Below are 16,671 nucleotides of genomic sequence, written 5' to 3'. Positions count from 1 at the left end.
CTTTCTTTTGCAGGTGCAGAAAAAACCACGGGACAGCGGCGATTTTTTCAGTAATCTAACCGCCATGATGAGGGAGGCTCTTTGCCAAGAGTGGCCCATACGGACCCAGAGGGGGAGAGAATGAAGAAGATTTACGGTAGTGCAGCAGAGGCCCTTGATGGGCTTTTGTTTGACGGGATGTTTATCGCGGCTGGTGGTTTCGGCCTCTGCGGTATCCCCGAACTTTTGCTGGACGCGATCAAAGATGCAAGCACCAAGGACCTTACCTTTGCATCGAACAACGCAGGCGTAGATGAGTTCGGGATCGGCATCTTGTTGCAGACCAAACAGGTGAAGAAAATGATCTCGTCCTATGTGGGCGAAAACGCCGAATTCATGCGCCAGTATCTGTCGGGCGAGTTGGAGTTGGAGTTCAACCCGCAAGGCACATTGGCCGAACGTATGCGCGCTGGTGGCGCTGGTATCCCCGGTTTCTACACGAAAACTGGCGTGGGCACCGTGATCGCGGAAGGCAAAGAGCACAAAGACTTCAACGGCCAAACCTACATCTTGGAAGAAGGCATCTTTGCCGACCTCGCCATCGTGAAGGCATGGAAAGCGGACACAACGGGCAACCTGATTTTCCGCAAAACTGCGCGGAACTTTAACGTGCCAGCCGCGACCTGCGGTAAAATCTGCGTCGCGGAGGTCGAAGAAATCGTGCCAGCAGGGACGCTCGATCCAGATGCGATCCACCTGCCGGGCATCTACGTCCATCGCATCATCGAGGGCGCACACGAAAAACGTATCGAACAGCGCACCACCCGCAAGAAGGAGTCCGCATAATGCCGTGGGATCGTAACCAGATGGCGGCGCGGGCCGCGCAAGAACTTCAAGACGGTTGGTATGTGAACCTCGGCATCGGTATCCCGACGCTCGTTGCGAACTACATCCCCGATGGCGTTGAAGTGACGCTTCAGTCCGAAAACGGGATGCTCGGCATGGGGCCGTTCCCGTTTGAGGGCGAAGAAGACGCCGACCTGATCAACGCAGGCAAGCAGACGATCACCGAACTGCCGCACACCGCCTATTTCGACTCGGCGCAGTCGTTCGCAATGATCCGCGGTGGCAAAATTGCGATGGCGATCCTTGGTGCGATGGAAGTGGCGGAGAACGGCGACCTCGCAAACTGGATGATCCCGGGCAAGCTGGTCAAAGGCATGGGCGGCGCGATGGACCTCGTTGCGGGTGTTGGTCGCGTTGTTGTCGTGATGGATCACACCAACAAACACGGTGAATCGAAGGTTCTGAAAGCGTGCACCTTGCCGCTGACGGGTAAGAGCGTGGTTGACCGCATCATCTCGAACCTCGGGGTTCTGGACGTGGTCGAAGGCGGCCTGAAGATCGTCGAACTCGCCGATGGTGTCACCGAAGAAGAGCTTCGGGCCGCGACCGAGGCGACGATTGTTGACTAAGGGAACGGGCGCCTTCGGGCGCCCTTCTTCTTTCGCGTGTGTTAATTGTTTCGTAAATTGCCTTGGGTTTCATAATTCGGCCCCAATCGGTTGCTATTTTGTGACCAATGACAATGAGCAGCACAAATAGATTGCCAGACACAGGGTCTACCACGCACCGCCGTTGGCGCGACATCGCGCTGCTGGCGGGGTTGTTTGGTTTTGTCATTGCGGGTTTGGCTGGGCTTGCTCTTGCGACGGGTTGGGAAGAAACGATTGCCCAGTTGTCGCGTCTCTCTTTTCTGCAATTCGTCGTGCTTATGGGGCTGAGCCTTGTGAACTACGTGTTTCGCGGCAGCCGCTGGCACGTGATGGCGCGTAAAATTGGCCTTCCGACGTCGTTAGCCCAAGACCTCCGTCACTTCATCGGTGGGTTCGCGATGTCTGTGACCCCCGGTCGGGTAGGCGAACTGATCCGAATGCGCTGGATCAAGCGTGAAACGGGTTGGGCCGTCGAACGGACCGCGCCGCTGGTGCTGATGGATCGCGCGGGCGATTTGGCCGCAATGGCGATCATTCTGGCGCTGGGCCTGTCCTTTGGCGCAGGTGGTATCGCGTTTGGCCTGCCTGTGGCGATTGCGGCGTTGTTGGTTGCGTTTATCGCCACGCGTCCAACTCTCCTCGCTGGGGCGGCGGGATTTGCCTACCGACTAACTGGATTTTTCCCTCGCTTGATGGTCCGCGTGCGGCGTGCGGCAGGGTCGCTTTCTGCATTTTCCGACCCTAAAACGGTGATCATTACTTTGGCTCTAGGCCTGACGGGCTGGATTGCCGAAGGTTATGCGTTCCATCTTCTGCTCGTGTGGATGGGTGCGGACATTGGGTTTTGGATGGCCGCAACGATTTTCACCTTCTCGACCCTCGCAGGCGGGCTGACGGGCGCACCGGGTGGTGTCGGTGGGGCCGAGGCCGCGATGGTCGCGCTCTTGTCGATGCAGGGCGTGCCGCTTGAAACGTCACTGCCCGCGACGGCAATTATTCGTGTGACGACCCTTTGGTTTGCGATTGGGTTGGGGCTATTGGTGTTCCCATTTGCTGAACGACATTCTTTAAAACAGGCACTTTGATACGATGCTTTGGAAGACAACGACTTATTCTGGTTGGGGCCGCGCCCTGACTGCTGATGGTGAACTTGCACGCCCTGAACGTCGGGCTGCGGTCACAGCCCAAGGCCCAGCGATTGGCAACCGCCGCAGTTATGGCGATGCGGCGCTGAACGACAATGGTCGAGCGACGGATATGACGCGGCTCGATCGGATCATCGGATTCGACGGTGACATCGTTCATGTCGAGGCGGGCTGCACCGTCGCCACTTTGGCACGGATTTTCGCACCCAAAGGCTATATGCCCGCCGTGATGCCCGGCACAGGGTTTGCTACAGTCGGTGGATCCATTGGCATGGATGTGCACGGCAAGAACCACCATAACGAAGGATCGTTTGGTCAGCATGTGACCGAAATTACGCTGCTCGGCGCTGATGGAGTGCGGGTCATTACCCCAGCCGATGAGGTGATCTGGAAAGCCACGATTGGCGGTTTGGGGCAAACGGGGGTGATCCTGTCAGCAAAGCTTCGGTTGAAGCCGATCACTGTCGGCCAAATGCGCGTTACCGAACGCCGTGTGCAAAACTGGGACCAGCACATTGAGATGCTGGACGCGAGCACGGCGACCTATTGCGTGGGTTGGATTGACGCGACGGCCAAAGGTGATGCGCTGGGTCGCGGCATCGTCGAAGAGGCTGAGGTTGGCGGCGGTGACTATTCCGCTCCGAAAGGGGCGAAAAAGGTGCCCTTTGATGCGCCGAATTTTGCGCTCTCATCGCCAATTGTAAAGGCCTTCAACGAAGCCTACTATCGCCGTGTCCCTGCCGAGGGCCGCACCGTTGATCGCAGCATTGAGGATTTCTTTTTCCCGCTCGACAAAATCCACGATTGGAACCGTCTCTATGGCAAACGTGGCTTTCACCAGTTTCAGTGCGTCGTTCCCTTGGCCCAAGTGGATGCGCTCAAATCCATGCTGAGCGCGATTGCGTCTTCTGGTCTGGCTTCCCCTTTAGCCGTTTTGAAACGCATGGGCGCGGGGCGGGGCGGTTACATGTCCTTCCCGATGGAGGGCTATACGCTCGCCGTTGATTTCCCCGCACGCGATGCGGCTGCTGAACTGATCGCGGAATTAATCAGCCTGACGGATGCGGCTAGCGGTCGGGTTTATCTGGCCAAAGATAGCCTCGCATCAGGAACCGTCATCAAATCCATGTATCCCGAACATTCGGAGTGGTCAGAAGCTGTGAACGAAGCCGATCCTGATCACCGTTTTGAAACCGACATGACCCGCCGCTTGAACCTACGAGGTGCAAAATGACCGATACTTGGATCATCTTAGGCGCGACATCCGCCATCGCCCGCGCCTTCATCCGTAAGCAAGCCGAGGCTGGCGCTGCGTTCATTCTATGCGGACGTGACATCGTTGATATGGAGGCGACCGCTGCGGACGCGACGGTGCGTGGTGCGCCTGAGGCAACCGTCATGCCGATCAACATGCGCGATGCGGCAACCTTTGACGCTGTGATCGAGGCAGCCAAGGGCCTCGAAGGTACGATCCATTGCGCGGTGTTCGTTGGCTCTATGCCCGATCAGGCCGAGATCGACGCTGATCCGTCCTTGATAGATGGCGTTGTCACTGACAGCTTCACGGGTCCTGCGCGGTTCCTCACCCTGCTGGCTCCTGTGATGGAGGTTCGCGAACAAGGCGTTGTCGTCGGGATCAGCTCTGTTGCGGGTGATCGTGGGCGTTTGAACAACTACGTCTACGGAGCGGCAAAGGCTGGCTTTACGACCTACTTGTCTGGTCTGCGTAACCGCATGGGCCGGAAGGGTGTTCATGTGATGACGGTAAAACCTGGCCCCGTCGATACAGCGATGACGTGGGGCATGAAAATGCCTGCGATGACCACGCCAGAGGCGGCGGTGGAGGACATCCTTAAGGGCGTTCAGAAAAAGCGGAACGTGATTTACACCGCGAAAATCTGGTTCCCGATCATGACCGTGATCAAGCTGATCCCAGAACCGATCTTTAAGAAACTGTCGTTCTGAGGGCTGCCCCTCAGAACCCGAACCATTTTTGCCAGAGCCCTGCGCTGTAGAACATCAGCGACAGAGTGATGAGCAAAAGACCGATCCCGCGTTTGTCCTTGAGGGCGAAAACAATTGGATCGTAGTCCTGCTTTCCATACCAACCCAGACGCACCATGCGGTTCAGCCATGCCGCAATCGGGATCAGCGCAACCCACAGGAGCCATTGGGACGGGTAGAGCATCCGCGCTTGTTCGCTGAACGAGTAGAGGAAGAAGATCACAAGCGCCCCGATCATCCCCAGAATGCCGACGTTTAACAGGTCTGGTCTGTCTGGGCGGCCATACCCGCGCCCCGGAAGACGATCATCGTTGGTGGCAAGCGTCAGTTCGGTCAAACGCTTTACGCAGCCGAGGGTGACAAAGATCGGGAAGATGAAGATCAACATAAAGATAGAGGCGTCAACACGGCTCGCCGCTGCGCCAGCCACCACGCGGATCGTGTAGAGCGATGCGAGCGTGAAAATGTCGATCCAGCGCATCCGTTTGAGTTTCAGCGAATAAGCGAGCGACAAAATCATATAGAGCGCGACGACGCCAAAGAAGGCGATGCCGAGGAACGCGCCGAGGCCTAGTGCAAAGACCCCAAGCCCCGCGCAGATCATCATGCCCGTTTTAATCGGCACCGTGCCTGCGGCGAATGGGCGTTTGCATTTCTTGACGTGGAGGCGGTCCGCTTCGAGGTCGAGCAGGTCATTGACGATATAGATGCAGGATGCAGCCGCCGAGAACGCCATGATGCCGAGGATGATCAGGCCAAAGGACGACAGCCCGAATTGGTGGGCGGCAATCATGGGCAGGAATAGCAGGACGTTTTTGACCCACTGATGCGGACGCATGGCGCGAATGGCTTCGGAAGATTTGTGCGGCGCGTCAAAGGTCGTCACCTTCTCGGACGGGTAACGTGCGGCGGCTCCGCCTGCGGTTCCCACAATGATTGCCTTATCCGCCACATCCCAAATCGCCGTGTCAGATGAATCGTCGCCTGCATAATCGAACCCACCCTTGCCGTAGCGTTCGACCAATGCGGCGGCTTTGTTCGCGCCTTTGAGGTTGTGACCGTCTTTGGAGCCGATGGCCCCGTCGAACCCATGATGATCGGCAAGCGCCTTAACCAGTCGTTCGTCCGACGCACTGGCGAGGATTACTTCACGACCGTCGGCTTGGGCGGCCTTTGCATACTCTAGAACCTCGGTGTTCACGGGCAGCAAGTCTACGCGAATGTCGGCTATATTATATACGGCCTCTTTCAGACGTGCGGGGTTGCGAAAGAGCGATGCGCCCGCTTTGATCGTTCGGATCGGATCTGTGCCCAGACCCGCCCAGACGTTTTCGAACAACATATCAGTGCGCAAAAGCGTGCCGTCGATATCCAGCACAAGTGGCTTTGAATCGGTCAAAGTCAGTCCCCTAGATTAAAGACGCAGCCATCCGACATTAGCTCTGGCGGTGTGACGCAGAGCGCGCGTGCCACTTTCCATGCGGACAGCACTTTGGGCACATAGGCGCGGGTCTCGGCAAAGTTCGGGACGCCGTTGCTGTCACGGATCGCGCCTTCGCCTGCGTTATATGCTGCGATGAAAAGAATTGGGTCGTTGTCAAATTCGGACATGAGCCAGTCGAGATAAGCAATCCCGCCGCGAATGTTTTGCGATGGGTCGAGGCTGTTGCGCACATCAAACCGTTCGGCGGTCGCTGGCATGAGTTGCATGAGGCCCTGTGCTCCAACACGGCTCACAGCACTGGCGTCGCCTCCGCTTTCAACTGCGATTACGGCCAAGGCCAGCGCGGGCGAGACATTTGTATCAATCGTGTTGATCATAATGTCTTTGCCATGGGCAGCGGCAATCTGGTGCAGAGCGGAGAGGCGAGGTTCTGTGACGGCTTCGCCTTCGGGGGCTTTGGCCATTGCATCAAGGGCAAGGATCAATCGTCCAGGTGCGGTGGCATCGAGGGTAGGGGGCACGGCCTCCCAAAACCAATCGAGGGTTCCTGTTTGCGGAACGGCACCTTCAATCGGGTTCGATGACGGGGCAGGGGTGCGCGTCGTAGGGATCGCGGCCTCACCTGCGGCGGCGGGTGCAGATGGCGCGCTGGGCGCACGCGGCGCTGCGGGGTCGATCTGCACATTGATACGATTTGTGGTTGTGCCAACGGGCGGCGCGGTGGCTCGCCTAAAGGTAAAGTCGGGCTGCAAACGGTTCGACTCGGCCAAAGCCGAGGACGCCAAAAGAGTCGCCAAACTGAAAATGATTGCGAAGCGCCGCGTCATGCGGGTCTGCCCTGCCTCTGCTTTTTTCAAATCTATCGCAGAAAATCTGTCCAATTGCTACCTAAAGGAGGAACAATGGCCATGAGTGAGCCTAATTGTAGAGTATTTTCAGGGGCAGAATACCCTAAAGTATATAAAATTTAACCTTTTATACCTTATTAATCAGTCACTTATAACTTTCGTATTAAAAAATCTCATATGGACAGAAATTGCACCAAAGCTGCCCAAATCCCGCCCCATTCGGATGGCTATATCATCTCATCCAAAGCGGGAAACGAACCAGAGAGGCTGGTGAGAAACACCCCCGCAAGGAACTGAAAACTGAGCGATTACATTTCCCTGAGGAGGGACCGACATGCTGAACTTTATCAAAAACTTCCGTAACGACGAAGACGGTGCTGTGACTGTTGACTGGGTTGTTCTGACCGCTGCTCTCATAGGTATCGGCATTGCAGTTATCTCGTCCGTATCGGGCGGCACCACTGCAATGGGCGACAAGATGTCGACCATGCTGTCTGCGCAAAAAGACGCAACCTACTAATCCTTATTTAATCATCAAAGAAATTCTGGAGCGTATCATGCTTAACTTCATCAAAAACTTCCGCAACGACGAAGACGGCGCAGTAACTGTTGACTGGGTTGTTCTGACCGCAGCTCTCGTAGGTATCGGCATCGCAGTAATTTCGTCCGTATCGGGCGGCACCACTGCAATGGGCGACAAGATGTCGACCATGCTGTCCGCACAAAAAGACGCAACCTACTAAGATCATCCCAGGTTAGCGGAGCCTCGACATGACAACTTGGTTTAAAAGACTACGCCAGGATGAAGAAGGTGCCGTAACCGTTGATTGGGTTGTATTGGCCGCGGCATTGGTGGGACTTGGGATCTCGATTGTCTCGACGACTGGGGAACACCAAACGGCCATGGGCGATAAGATGTCTAGCCAGATGTCAGAGCTCGCAGATCAATACTATTGATCTTGGTGCCTTAAAATTACTGACCGTCCCTTACGTAGGGGCGGTCAAAATCGTTTCAGGGGTATGACCACTAGCGATTGTCTCTGAATTCGATAATAAAACGATCAATAACTATAGTTTGTCCACAAATCGCCGCATTTTCCTGCGAGTGATAGACTAAGAAAACGTTGGATCGACGCAGCTTGAGGCGGCAGAGGGTAAAAACATGCGATCAGTATTTGGTTTGGTTCTGGTGATTGGTCTTGGCCTCGCGGGCTTTGCCGTCTTTATGGTCAAGGGCTATATCGACGAACAAGAACAAGTCCGTGCAGCCGAACGGGCCGCAATCGCCGCACGTGCCCCCACCATTGAGGTCGTCGCCGTCAAAGAAATGGTGCCCTATGGCGCCACGCTGACCCCTGACGATGTGGGCATGATCCTCTATGCGGAACCCTTCTTGCCCGAAGGTGTGTTCCGCACGATCGAAGAATTGTTCCCCAACGGCGCCGACGAACCCCGCGTTGTTCTGCGCCAGATGGAACCGCTCGAACCCGTTTTGGCGGTTAAAGTGACAGAGCCAGGCGGTGATGCTGGCATTACTTCGCTTTTGCAGCCCGGAATGCGCGCGTTTGCCATTCGCGTCGACGTGGCATCGGGCGTTTCGGGGTTGTTGCGTCCGAACGACCGTGTTGACGTCTATTGGACAGGTCGAGCCATGAATGTGGGCGATATGGGCACCACTGACGTGACCCAATTGATCCAATCGAGCCTGAAAATCATCGCGATTGACCAGATTATCAATGGATCGGTGAACACTGGCACTGTTGCCCGCACTGTGACGGTTGAGGCCACACCGCAGCAGGTTGCGGCCTTGGCTCAGGCGCAATCGACGGGCAGCCTGATGTTGTCGCTTGTGGGTGCGTTTGACGAAACCATCGCGGCTCCGGTTGTTGTGGATCAGAACACGTTGCTCGGTATCGAAGCGGCGCCAGCTCCTGAACCTGAACCCGAAGTGGTCGAGGAAAAGGTTTGCACCGTGCGCACGCGTCGTGGCGGTGACGTGGTCGAAATCCCGATCCCCTGCACCGACTAACACGGTTCTACAACCCTGATGCGTTGTCGTGGGACATGGGTCTGTTGCTCAAGTCCCACATAAAATTTGCCTCGCAACGTATTGATTCTTGCAAAAAATGCTTTTTCAGCGCAGTCTGCAGGAAAATACGGGCAATAGACCCGATAACGGGCGTGATCCAAGAGGCAGGTCACAATGACACGTAAAAGTATTATCACGGCGGCACTGACCAGCCTTACTTTGGCATTCGCAGCAATGCCATCGGTTGGCGTGGCTGAAACATTGCAGGTGATGCGCGGCGCACCGTCGAGCGCGCTACAGGTTCCGATGAACCGCGCAGTTGTTGTCGAAAGCGACACTCCCTTTACCGAATTGTCGATCGCGAACCCTGGGATCGCGGACATTTCATCGCTCTCTGATCGTACGATTTATGTACTGGGCAAAGAGCCCGGTCGGACCACGCTGACCCTCTTGGGCGCGGATGGTCGACTGATCACGAACGTTGAAGTGCAGGTCACCCCTGACATCACAGAATTCAAAGAACGGCTGGAACAGATCCTTCCGGGTGAAACGATTGAAGTTCGCACTGCGAACGACGGGATCGTTTTGTCGGGCACTGTGACCTCTTCTGCGCGGATGGAACGCGCGTTGGAACTGGCTGAACGTTATGCACCTGAACGCGTGTCGAATTTGATGAGCGTGGGCGGCACCCAGCAAGTTATGCTGCGCGTCCGTTTTGCTGAAATGCAGCGCACTGTTGCGAAATCGCTGTCGTCGTCCTTGGGGATGCAGGGCAGCATTTCGGGTGGAAACGTTGGCGTTCTTGGCGGCTCGAACTCTTTGAATACGGCTGTCACGGCTGTTGGCGGTGCAACTGGCACGACTATCGGCGGTGGCGAAGCAGCTGGCGCGGTCCTGTTCGGCTTTAACGCGGGCGGCCTCGAAGTGGGTCTGTTGCTCGAAGCGCTGGAAGAACGAGGCGTTGTGCGCACCTTGGCCGAACCGAACCTGACGGCCCTGTCTGGGCAAGAGGCGCGGTTCCTTGCTGGTGGCGAATACCCCGTTCCGATCAGCCAAAAAGATGGCCAGATCACCGTTGAATTCAAACCTTTCGGTGTTGAGCTGAACTTTACGCCCCGTGTTCTGGATGGCGACGCGATCAACCTCGAACTCAATGCTGCGGTATCAAGCATTGACCCGTCGAACAGCTATACCGCCGCAAACGGCTTTACCATTGATGCGTTCCGTAAGCGCGAAACCTCGACCACGGTTGAGATGCGCGACGGCGAAAGCTTTGCGATCGCAGGCCTGATGTCTGACGATTTCCGTGACCTGAACAAGCAGGTGCCATGGCTTGGTGATATTCCAGTGCTCGGCGCTTTGTTCCGCAGTGCGGATTACGAACGCCAGCAGACAGAGTTGGTTATTATCGTGACTGCGCATTTGGTGACACCGACCCGTGGCGAAGCGCTCGCGCTGCCGACGGACCGTGTTCCGCTTCCGTCCGAGCGTGATTTGTTCCTAATGGGCCGTGTCACTGGCACGCCGACCACTGGCCCTGCGGGCGAAGTGGCACGTCAGGATTTCTCGGGTTCTTACGGTTACGTTCTGGATTAATGGCATGAAGGCGGGGGCAGACATGAAACGGATCGCAATTCTGATCGCTGCATGTGGCGCGTTGACGGCCTGCGGCCAGAACGCCTCTGTCATGGCATCTTATCGTGAGGCGGGGTCGCTCGTGGATACGGGCACCTTTGGTCTGGCCACGATGAACAACACTGTGGTTCATACGGGCGCGATTTCTTATGCGACCAACCTGAACCGCCGGTTCGAGGCCGAAGTTCCGACGATGATCAACTTCGACTTCAACTCGACCGCTTTGGATGAACAGGCCCGCGCCGTGCTGCGTGCGCAAGCAGACTTTATCAAACAGTTCCCCGAAGTCCGGTTCAAGGTCTACGGCCATACCGACCTCGTCGGTTCGACCGCGTCGAACCGTCGTTTGGGTCTGCGTCGTGCAGAGGCCGTCGTTCTCTACTTCCAATCCCAAGGCATCGACCGTTCGCGTCTAGAGGCTGTCGTTTCCTATGGTGAAGAACAGCCTTTGATCGTGACCGAGGGTCGCGAGCGTGCAAACCGCCGCACAGTGACCGAAGTGTCGGGCTTTGTCGAAAGCAACCAAATGATCATGGATGGCCGCTACGCCGATGTGATCTTCCGCGAGTATGTCAGCAGCGCTGCAGCCTCGACTCAGTTGTCTGGTATCTCTGGTTCAGAGATTTCAACCGAGCGGTAACGTTACCAAAATCAACACAAACAGGAGGCGAACAATTCGCCTCCTTTTTTGTTTATCGTCTCTCATTTCCGCACAATTGCATCCTTTCGGCCCAATTCTGGACACGATTGGGGGTGATGAATGTCCGAAAGAAGTAGTCCCTCGGCGAATCTGAGGGGGGTATGTGGCGGATCGTATCGCCGCCAATCGACGAGACGAAGGAAACGAAAATGGGTCAAATGGCAGTCATGCAGACGGAACCGCAGCCGATCGTCGCCTGCACGGTCAGTCGTGATGTTCAGTTCTTTGATCTCTTGATCGAGGATATGGAAGACGCCTTGGGCGAACGCTGGGGTGATCTTGGGTTTGAGGACGCTTTGGCGTTCTTGGATCAGCCCGATGCGGACACTCTCGAATTTATTGCCGTGGCGCTGAATGCGCAGGACGAAGGCGACCTTGGTCTGATTTCCAACGTGATCGCCGCTGCAAAGGCAAAGGGTCTCAAGGTTATTCTGATTGCCGAGGACGTGAGCCCAAAAGCCCTGCACCAGTTGCTGCGCGAGGGTGGTGACGAATTCATCCCCTATCCGTTGCCCGAAGGCGAACTGTCCCAAGCGATTGATCGCGTTCTCGCCGAAGAACCACCTGCACCGCCATCAGCCCAAGAACCGCGTAACACGCTCAAAGCGACGGGCGACCGCTCTGGCGTCGTGATCCCTGTTCAGGGCATGGCGGGTGGCGTCGGCGCGACGACCTTTGCCGTGAACTTTGCCTGGGAATTGGCGAACATCGACAAAAAGAACCCGCCGCGCGTGGTGATTTTGGATTTCGGTATGCAGTTCGGATCGGTCTCGACCTTCCTCGATATGCCGCGCCGCGAAGCTGTGCTCGAAATGCTCAGCGATACCGAAGCGATGGACGAAGACTCGTTTATGCAGGCGCTTTTGCCGTTCGAAAGCAAACTCTATGTGCTGACATCCCCTGCGGATCTGGTGCCGATGGACATCGTGACACCCGACGATATCGAGCGGGTGATCGAACTGGCACGGACAAACTTTGACTATGTGGTGATCGACATGCCGCCCGTGATGGTGGAGTGGTCGCAGTCCGTTCTTGAGGCGGCACATGTCTATTTCGCACTGACCGAACTCGACATGCGCAGCGCCCAAAACACGCTTCGTCTGAAACGCGCCCTGCAAGCCGAGGAACTGCCGTTCCAAAAACTGCGGTTTGTGCTGAACCGCGCGCCGAAGTTCACCGATTTGAACGGCAAAGCCCGCGTCAAACGTATGGCCGAGAGCCTCGGTATCTCGATCGAGGTGCAACTGCCTGATGGCGGAAAAATCGTCACCCAAGCGAACGACCACGGTGCGCCACTGTCCGAAACCGCTGCGAAAAACCCGCTGCGCAAAGAAATCGCAAAGCTGGCTCTGTCGGTTCACAAACACAACACCGCCGACGCTGATGCGGCACACGGATAAGGAGGCGCAGAATGTTTTCGAAGTATAAAAAATCGAGCGGAACTGCGCCGGCTGCCCGTTTGGCCGCGATCAAAGGTAAGACGATAGAGCCGAGCGCCGCGCCGTCTTCGCCATTGCCCGAAGCTCCGAAATCACTACGTCGCCCCGCGCCAACGACCAGCGCGCAGGTCATCCCTGACGACCGTGAGAAAAAGCGCAAGGAACGCCTGTCCGAGATCAAGCTCGAACTACACAAGGCGCTCTTGGACAACCTGAACCTCGCGGCGCTGGAAAAAGCGACCGAGAGCGATCTGCGTCAGGAAATCAACGCGATTGCCGCGGAAACTCTCGAAGAAAAAGGTCTGGTTCTGAACCGTGAAGAGCGGCTTCAGCTCAGCCAAGATTTGTATGACGAAGTGACGGGCCTTGGCCCGCTTGAGGCGCTTCTGAAAGACGACACCGTGAACGATATTCTCGTGAACGGTCCGAAACAGATTTTCGTGGAACGTGCAGGTAAACTGCAACTGACCGACATCACATTTAAGGATGAAAAACACCTCCTGCGGATCATCGACAAAATCGTGTCCGCTGTGGGTCGTCGCGTCGATGAATCTAACCCCTATGTGGACGCCCGTTTGGCTGATGGCTCGCGTTTCAACGCGATGGTTGGTCCGATTGCGGTGGATGGGTCGCTCGTTTCGATCCGTAAGTTCAAAAAGGAAAAGCTGGCGATTGATGACTTGGTCAAATTCGGTGCCTTTACCGAAGAAATGGCCGCCTATCTTCAAGCTGCCGTTGCGACCCGGCTGAACGTCATCGTGTCGGGTGGTACGGGTTCAGGCAAGACAACGACACTGAACGCGCTATCGTCCTTCATCGATGACAGTGAACGTATTCTGACGATCGAAGACACGGCAGAACTTCAGTTGCAACAAACCCACGTGGGCCGCATGGAATCCCGCCCGCCGAACGTCGAAGGCAAGGGTGCTGTGACCCAGCGCGACTGTCTGCGCAACGCACTGCGGATGCGTCCTGACCGTATCATCGTGGGTGAGACCCGTGGTGAAGAGGTTATCGACATGCTTCAGGCGATGAACACGGGCCACGATGGGTCGATGACCACCATCCACGCCAACTCTGCCCGTGATGGCGTGTCGCGTCTGGAAAACATGATCGCGATGGCTGGTATTGAGATGCCGATCAAAGCGGTGCGTAGCCAGATTTCATCGGCTGTGAACTTGATCGTGCAGGCGTCGCGTCTGCAGGACGGTTCGCGTCGCATGACCTCCATCACCGAGATCACAGGCATGGAAGGCGACGTTATCTCTATGCAAGAGGTGTTTCGCTACCAGCGTGTTGGTCTGACACCCGACAACAAAATCATCGGTCACTTCACCGCCACTGGCGTGCGTTCGCACTTTGCCGAACGGTTCCGCCTGTGGGGCTATGACCTGCCGTCGTCCATCTTTGAACCCTACGCTGCGGAGTAATAGCCATGGTCCTCTCTGCTGAACCGCTAATCTACGGCATCGTTTTCGTCGCTGTCCTCGTTCTGGTCGAAGGCCTCTACCTCACGGTATTTGGCAAATCGATCAGCCTGAACAGCCGCGTGAACCGCCGTTTGGCCCTGATGGAGCGCGGCGCGAACCGTGAGCAGGTTTTGGAACAGCTCCGCAAGGAGATGACCCAACACATCAAGTCGCAGCAAATCCCGCTGTATTCGCTTCTGGCCCAGAAGGCGCAGAAGGCGAACATCGCGTTTACCCCTGTGCAATTGATCATGATCATGGGTGTGCTGGGCGTTGCGTCCTTTATCGCGCTCTCTGTCGGCACCTCGGCGAGCACCCCTGTGCGTGCAGCGATGGCGGCCGCAATGGGTATCGGTGGTGTCTATGTCTGGGTGAACGGCAAGGCCAAGAAACGGATTTCCCTGCTCGAAGAACAACTGCCGGACGCGGTTGAACTGATGGTGCGGTCGCTGCGCGTTGGGCACCCGTTTGCCTCTGCTGTGAATATCGTGGCCAAAGAAGTTGCAGACCCGCTGGGCACGGAAATGGGCATGATCGCCGATGAAGCCGCCTATGGGCGCGACATGGGTGAGAGCCTGAAAACCATGGCTGAACGCATTGATATGCAGGATTTGCGCTTCCTCGCGGTGGCGGTAACGATCCAGCAACAATCGGGTGGTAACCTCGCTGAAATCCTCGAAGGTTTGGCCAAGGTGATCCGCGCACGTTTCAAACTCTTCCGCCGTGTTAAGGCGATCACGGCTGAGGCCAAATGGTCGGGCATGTTCCTGTCGGGCTTCCCGCTGGCTGCGCTGTTGCTGATCAACGTGGCAAAGCCGGACTACTACGACGGCGTGAAAGACACGGCGGCCTTTATTCCTGGCTGTCTGATTGTGGCTGGCTTCCTTGCGGCGAACCTCTTTGTGATGCGCGCGCTCGTGAATATCAAAGTGTAAGGGGGCGTTGATATGACTGCACTTCTGGACCTACTGACGGATAAATTCGGCGCCTATGGCCCGCTCTATCTGGTCGCTGGGATCGTTATGATCCTGATGCTCTTAGCGATCCCGATGATCGTGCAAAAGCGTGAGGATCCGCTTGATCGGCTAAAGCAATCTGCGCGTAGCCATGACGCTGGCCGTCAAAAGGCAAAGCTGCGTCAGGGGACGGGCAAGGACAAGCTCGAGAAATACTCCAACTTCCTAGAGCCGCAGAACGAAGACGAATTTTCTGCGATCCAGCTGAAACTTCTGCAAGCCGGCTATCGGACAAAGAACGCCGTTCGCGTCTACTACTTCTTCCAATTCGCGTTGGGCATCGGTGCGCTGATCGCTGGTGTTGCCTATGCAATCCTGAAAACCCAAACGGGTGATCCCTCGACCCAAGACACGATGCTGGCAATCCTTATTCCGGGTGCTGTTGGTTACATGGCGCCGAAATACTGGGTGACACGCCGTCAGGCTGAACGTCAGGATGCGATTGTGAATGGCTTTCCTGATAGCCTCGACATGCTGTTGGTCTGTATTGAGGCGGGTCAGTCGCTGGACCAAGCGATTTTGCGGGTGGCGCGTGAATTGCGTGCAGGTTTCCCTGAGCTGGCCGAAGAGTTCGAGATCGTCAGCTATGAGCTAAAAGCTGGTAAAGACCGTACCCAAGTGATGCGCGATATGGCGGAACGCTGCGGTGTGCCTGACGTGAACTCGTTTGTGACCGTGCTGATCCAGTCGCAACAGTTCGGTACCTCCATTGCCGAAGCGCTGCGGGTCTATGCTGGTGAGATGCGGGATAAACGTGTGATGCGTGCCGAAGAAAAGGCCAACACCCTGCCGACCAAGATGACGCTCGCGACGATGATGCTGACCGTTCCGCCACTGTTGATCATTCTCATTGGCCCCTCGGTCTACGGCATCATGACTTTCATGAGCATGGGTGGTAACTAACACGCACCATGCGCGTTATCCTTTTGATTGCATCGCTAATTGCTTTGGCCGCCTGTGACACGGGCGGCCTAAACCGTGGTGACGGGGTTTATGCCCCGGGTGTCGCGGGGGAATCCGACATAGACGGGCTGATCGTTGGGCACCGTTTGCTGGAGGCAGGCGAATACGAATTGGCGCTGCGGGCCTATATGCGGGCGGCGGGTCAGCAGGGGTTAAACGTCGACACGCTCTCTGCGCTGGGCTCTGCAAACCTCAAGCTGGGAAGGCTCGGACAAGCCGAAGAGCTGTTGCGCCGCGCCACCAAAGAGGACGAAACCTTTGCTGCGGCTTGGAACAACCTCGGCGTTGTTTTGATGGAGCGGGGCGAGGTTTACGAGGCCGCAGAAGTGTTCCGTATCGCCTATGCAACGGACAATGGGAATTCCGACATGATCCGCGACAACCTGCGCTTGGCACTCGCAAAACGGGATAATTCCGCGTATGTTGATCCCAACGATAATGAAACGTTCCAACTTGTCCGACGGGGAACAGGCGATTTCCTCCTCTTGTCGGATATCTAGAACG

General features: G+C 56.4%; 18 protein-coding genes. 16 read left to right on the top strand and 2 right to left on the bottom strand.

Going from position 1 to position 16,671, the window contains the following annotated elements:
* Nucleotides 1–120: 120 nt before the first annotated feature.
* From AC1QQ2_RS05075 to AC1QQ2_RS05055, 5 genes are all read left to right on the top strand, one after another.
* Nucleotides 121–825, top strand: a complete 705-nt coding sequence (locus tag AC1QQ2_RS05075; protein WP_479712317.1) for a CoA transferase subunit A — start codon at nucleotides 121–123, stop codon at nucleotides 823–825.
* Nucleotides 825–1,454 (top strand): 3-oxoacid CoA-transferase subunit B, encoded by a 630-nt coding sequence (locus AC1QQ2_RS05070; RefSeq protein ID WP_479712316.1) that lies wholly within the window; start codon nucleotides 825–827, stop codon nucleotides 1,452–1,454. The genes AC1QQ2_RS05075 and AC1QQ2_RS05070 overlap by 1 nt, the downstream gene beginning before the upstream one ends.
* 113 nt (nucleotides 1,455–1,567) lie before the next feature.
* Nucleotides 1,568–2,560, top strand: a complete 993-nt coding sequence (locus AC1QQ2_RS05065) for a lysylphosphatidylglycerol synthase transmembrane domain-containing protein (protein ID WP_479712315.1) — start codon at nucleotides 1,568–1,570, stop codon at nucleotides 2,558–2,560.
* Between the two features lie 4 nt (nucleotides 2,561–2,564).
* Nucleotides 2,565–3,854 carry an FAD-binding oxidoreductase gene (locus AC1QQ2_RS05060; RefSeq protein WP_479712314.1) on the top strand — a complete coding sequence of 430 codons (1,290 nt, stop codon included), beginning with the start codon at nucleotides 2,565–2,567 and terminating at the stop codon, nucleotides 3,852–3,854.
* Nucleotides 3,851–4,585, top strand: coding sequence for an SDR family NAD(P)-dependent oxidoreductase (locus AC1QQ2_RS05055; protein WP_479712313.1), 735 nt, complete (start codon nucleotides 3,851–3,853; stop codon nucleotides 4,583–4,585). Before AC1QQ2_RS05060 ends, AC1QQ2_RS05055 begins: the two co-directional genes overlap by 4 nt.
* Nucleotides 4,586–4,595: 10 nt before the next feature.
* Here the strand turns inward: AC1QQ2_RS05055 and AC1QQ2_RS05050 are convergent, their stop codons facing one another.
* Together AC1QQ2_RS05050 and AC1QQ2_RS05045 are read right to left on the bottom strand one after the other, a co-directional pair.
* The gene (locus AC1QQ2_RS05050) at nucleotides 4,596–6,023 is read right to left on the bottom strand and encodes a UbiA family prenyltransferase (protein ID WP_479712312.1); all 1,428 of its coding nucleotides are present in this window, start codon (nucleotides 6,021–6,023) and stop codon (nucleotides 4,596–4,598) included.
* A gap of 2 nt (nucleotides 6,024–6,025) precedes the next feature.
* Nucleotides 6,026–6,925: a lytic transglycosylase domain-containing protein gene (locus AC1QQ2_RS05045; RefSeq protein ID WP_479712311.1), complete on the bottom strand. Its 900-nt coding sequence runs from the start codon at nucleotides 6,923–6,925 to the stop codon at nucleotides 6,026–6,028.
* A gap of 325 nt (nucleotides 6,926–7,250) precedes the next feature.
* On the opposite strand from AC1QQ2_RS05045, the gene AC1QQ2_RS05040 reads away from it, so the two are divergent.
* The 11 genes from AC1QQ2_RS05040 to AC1QQ2_RS04990 all read left to right on the top strand — a co-directional run bounded on the left by AC1QQ2_RS05040 (nucleotide 7,251) and on the right by AC1QQ2_RS04990 (nucleotide 16,667).
* Nucleotides 7,251–7,436, top strand: a complete 186-nt coding sequence (locus tag AC1QQ2_RS05040) for a Flp family type IVb pilin (RefSeq protein ID WP_479712310.1) — start codon at nucleotides 7,251–7,253, stop codon at nucleotides 7,434–7,436.
* A gap of 37 nt (nucleotides 7,437–7,473) precedes the next feature.
* Complete coding sequence (locus AC1QQ2_RS05035) at nucleotides 7,474–7,659, top strand: Flp family type IVb pilin (RefSeq protein WP_067550747.1); 186 nt, start codon at nucleotides 7,474–7,476, stop codon at nucleotides 7,657–7,659.
* Nucleotides 7,660–7,687: 28 nt separating this feature from the next.
* Nucleotides 7,688–7,873 carry a Flp family type IVb pilin gene (locus tag AC1QQ2_RS05030; protein WP_479712309.1) on the top strand — a complete coding sequence of 62 codons (186 nt, stop codon included), beginning with the start codon at nucleotides 7,688–7,690 and terminating at the stop codon, nucleotides 7,871–7,873.
* A gap of 205 nt (nucleotides 7,874–8,078) precedes the next feature.
* Nucleotides 8,079–8,945, top strand: a complete 867-nt coding sequence (cpaB, locus tag AC1QQ2_RS05025) for a Flp pilus assembly protein CpaB (protein WP_438987543.1) — start codon at nucleotides 8,079–8,081, stop codon at nucleotides 8,943–8,945.
* A gap of 234 nt (nucleotides 8,946–9,179) precedes the next feature.
* Nucleotides 9,180–10,541, top strand: coding sequence for a type II and III secretion system protein family protein (locus AC1QQ2_RS05020; protein ID WP_479712333.1), 1,362 nt, complete (start codon nucleotides 9,180–9,182; stop codon nucleotides 10,539–10,541).
* 22 nt (nucleotides 10,542–10,563) lie between these two features.
* Nucleotides 10,564–11,220, top strand: coding sequence for an OmpA family protein (locus AC1QQ2_RS05015; protein ID WP_479712308.1), 657 nt, complete (start codon nucleotides 10,564–10,566; stop codon nucleotides 11,218–11,220).
* 209 nt (nucleotides 11,221–11,429) lie between these two features.
* Nucleotides 11,430–12,680 (top strand): CpaE/TadZ family protein, encoded by a 1,251-nt coding sequence (locus tag AC1QQ2_RS05010; RefSeq protein WP_479712332.1) that lies wholly within the window; start codon nucleotides 11,430–11,432, stop codon nucleotides 12,678–12,680.
* 11 nt (nucleotides 12,681–12,691) lie between these two features.
* Nucleotides 12,692–14,149: a TadA family conjugal transfer-associated ATPase gene (locus AC1QQ2_RS05005; RefSeq protein ID WP_105234244.1), complete on the top strand. Its 1,458-nt coding sequence runs from the start codon at nucleotides 12,692–12,694 to the stop codon at nucleotides 14,147–14,149.
* A 5-nt stretch (nucleotides 14,150–14,154) separates the two neighbouring features.
* Nucleotides 14,155–15,123: a type II secretion system F family protein gene (locus tag AC1QQ2_RS05000; protein WP_067550742.1), complete on the top strand. Its 969-nt coding sequence runs from the start codon at nucleotides 14,155–14,157 to the stop codon at nucleotides 15,121–15,123.
* 12 nt (nucleotides 15,124–15,135) lie between these two features.
* Complete coding sequence (locus tag AC1QQ2_RS04995; protein ID WP_105234245.1) at nucleotides 15,136–16,107, top strand: type II secretion system F family protein; 972 nt, start codon at nucleotides 15,136–15,138, stop codon at nucleotides 16,105–16,107.
* A gap of 8 nt (nucleotides 16,108–16,115) precedes the next feature.
* Nucleotides 16,116–16,667, top strand: a complete 552-nt coding sequence (locus tag AC1QQ2_RS04990; RefSeq protein WP_479712307.1) for a tetratricopeptide repeat protein — start codon at nucleotides 16,116–16,118, stop codon at nucleotides 16,665–16,667.
* Nucleotides 16,668–16,671: the final 4 nt, after the last annotated feature.

Source organism: Aestuarium sp., from assembly GCF_023253315.1.
Taxonomy (GTDB): domain Bacteria; phylum Pseudomonadota; class Alphaproteobacteria; order Rhodobacterales; family Rhodobacteraceae; genus Marivivens; species Marivivens donghaensis.
This window is presented reverse-complemented; position numbering and strand designations above follow the sequence as displayed.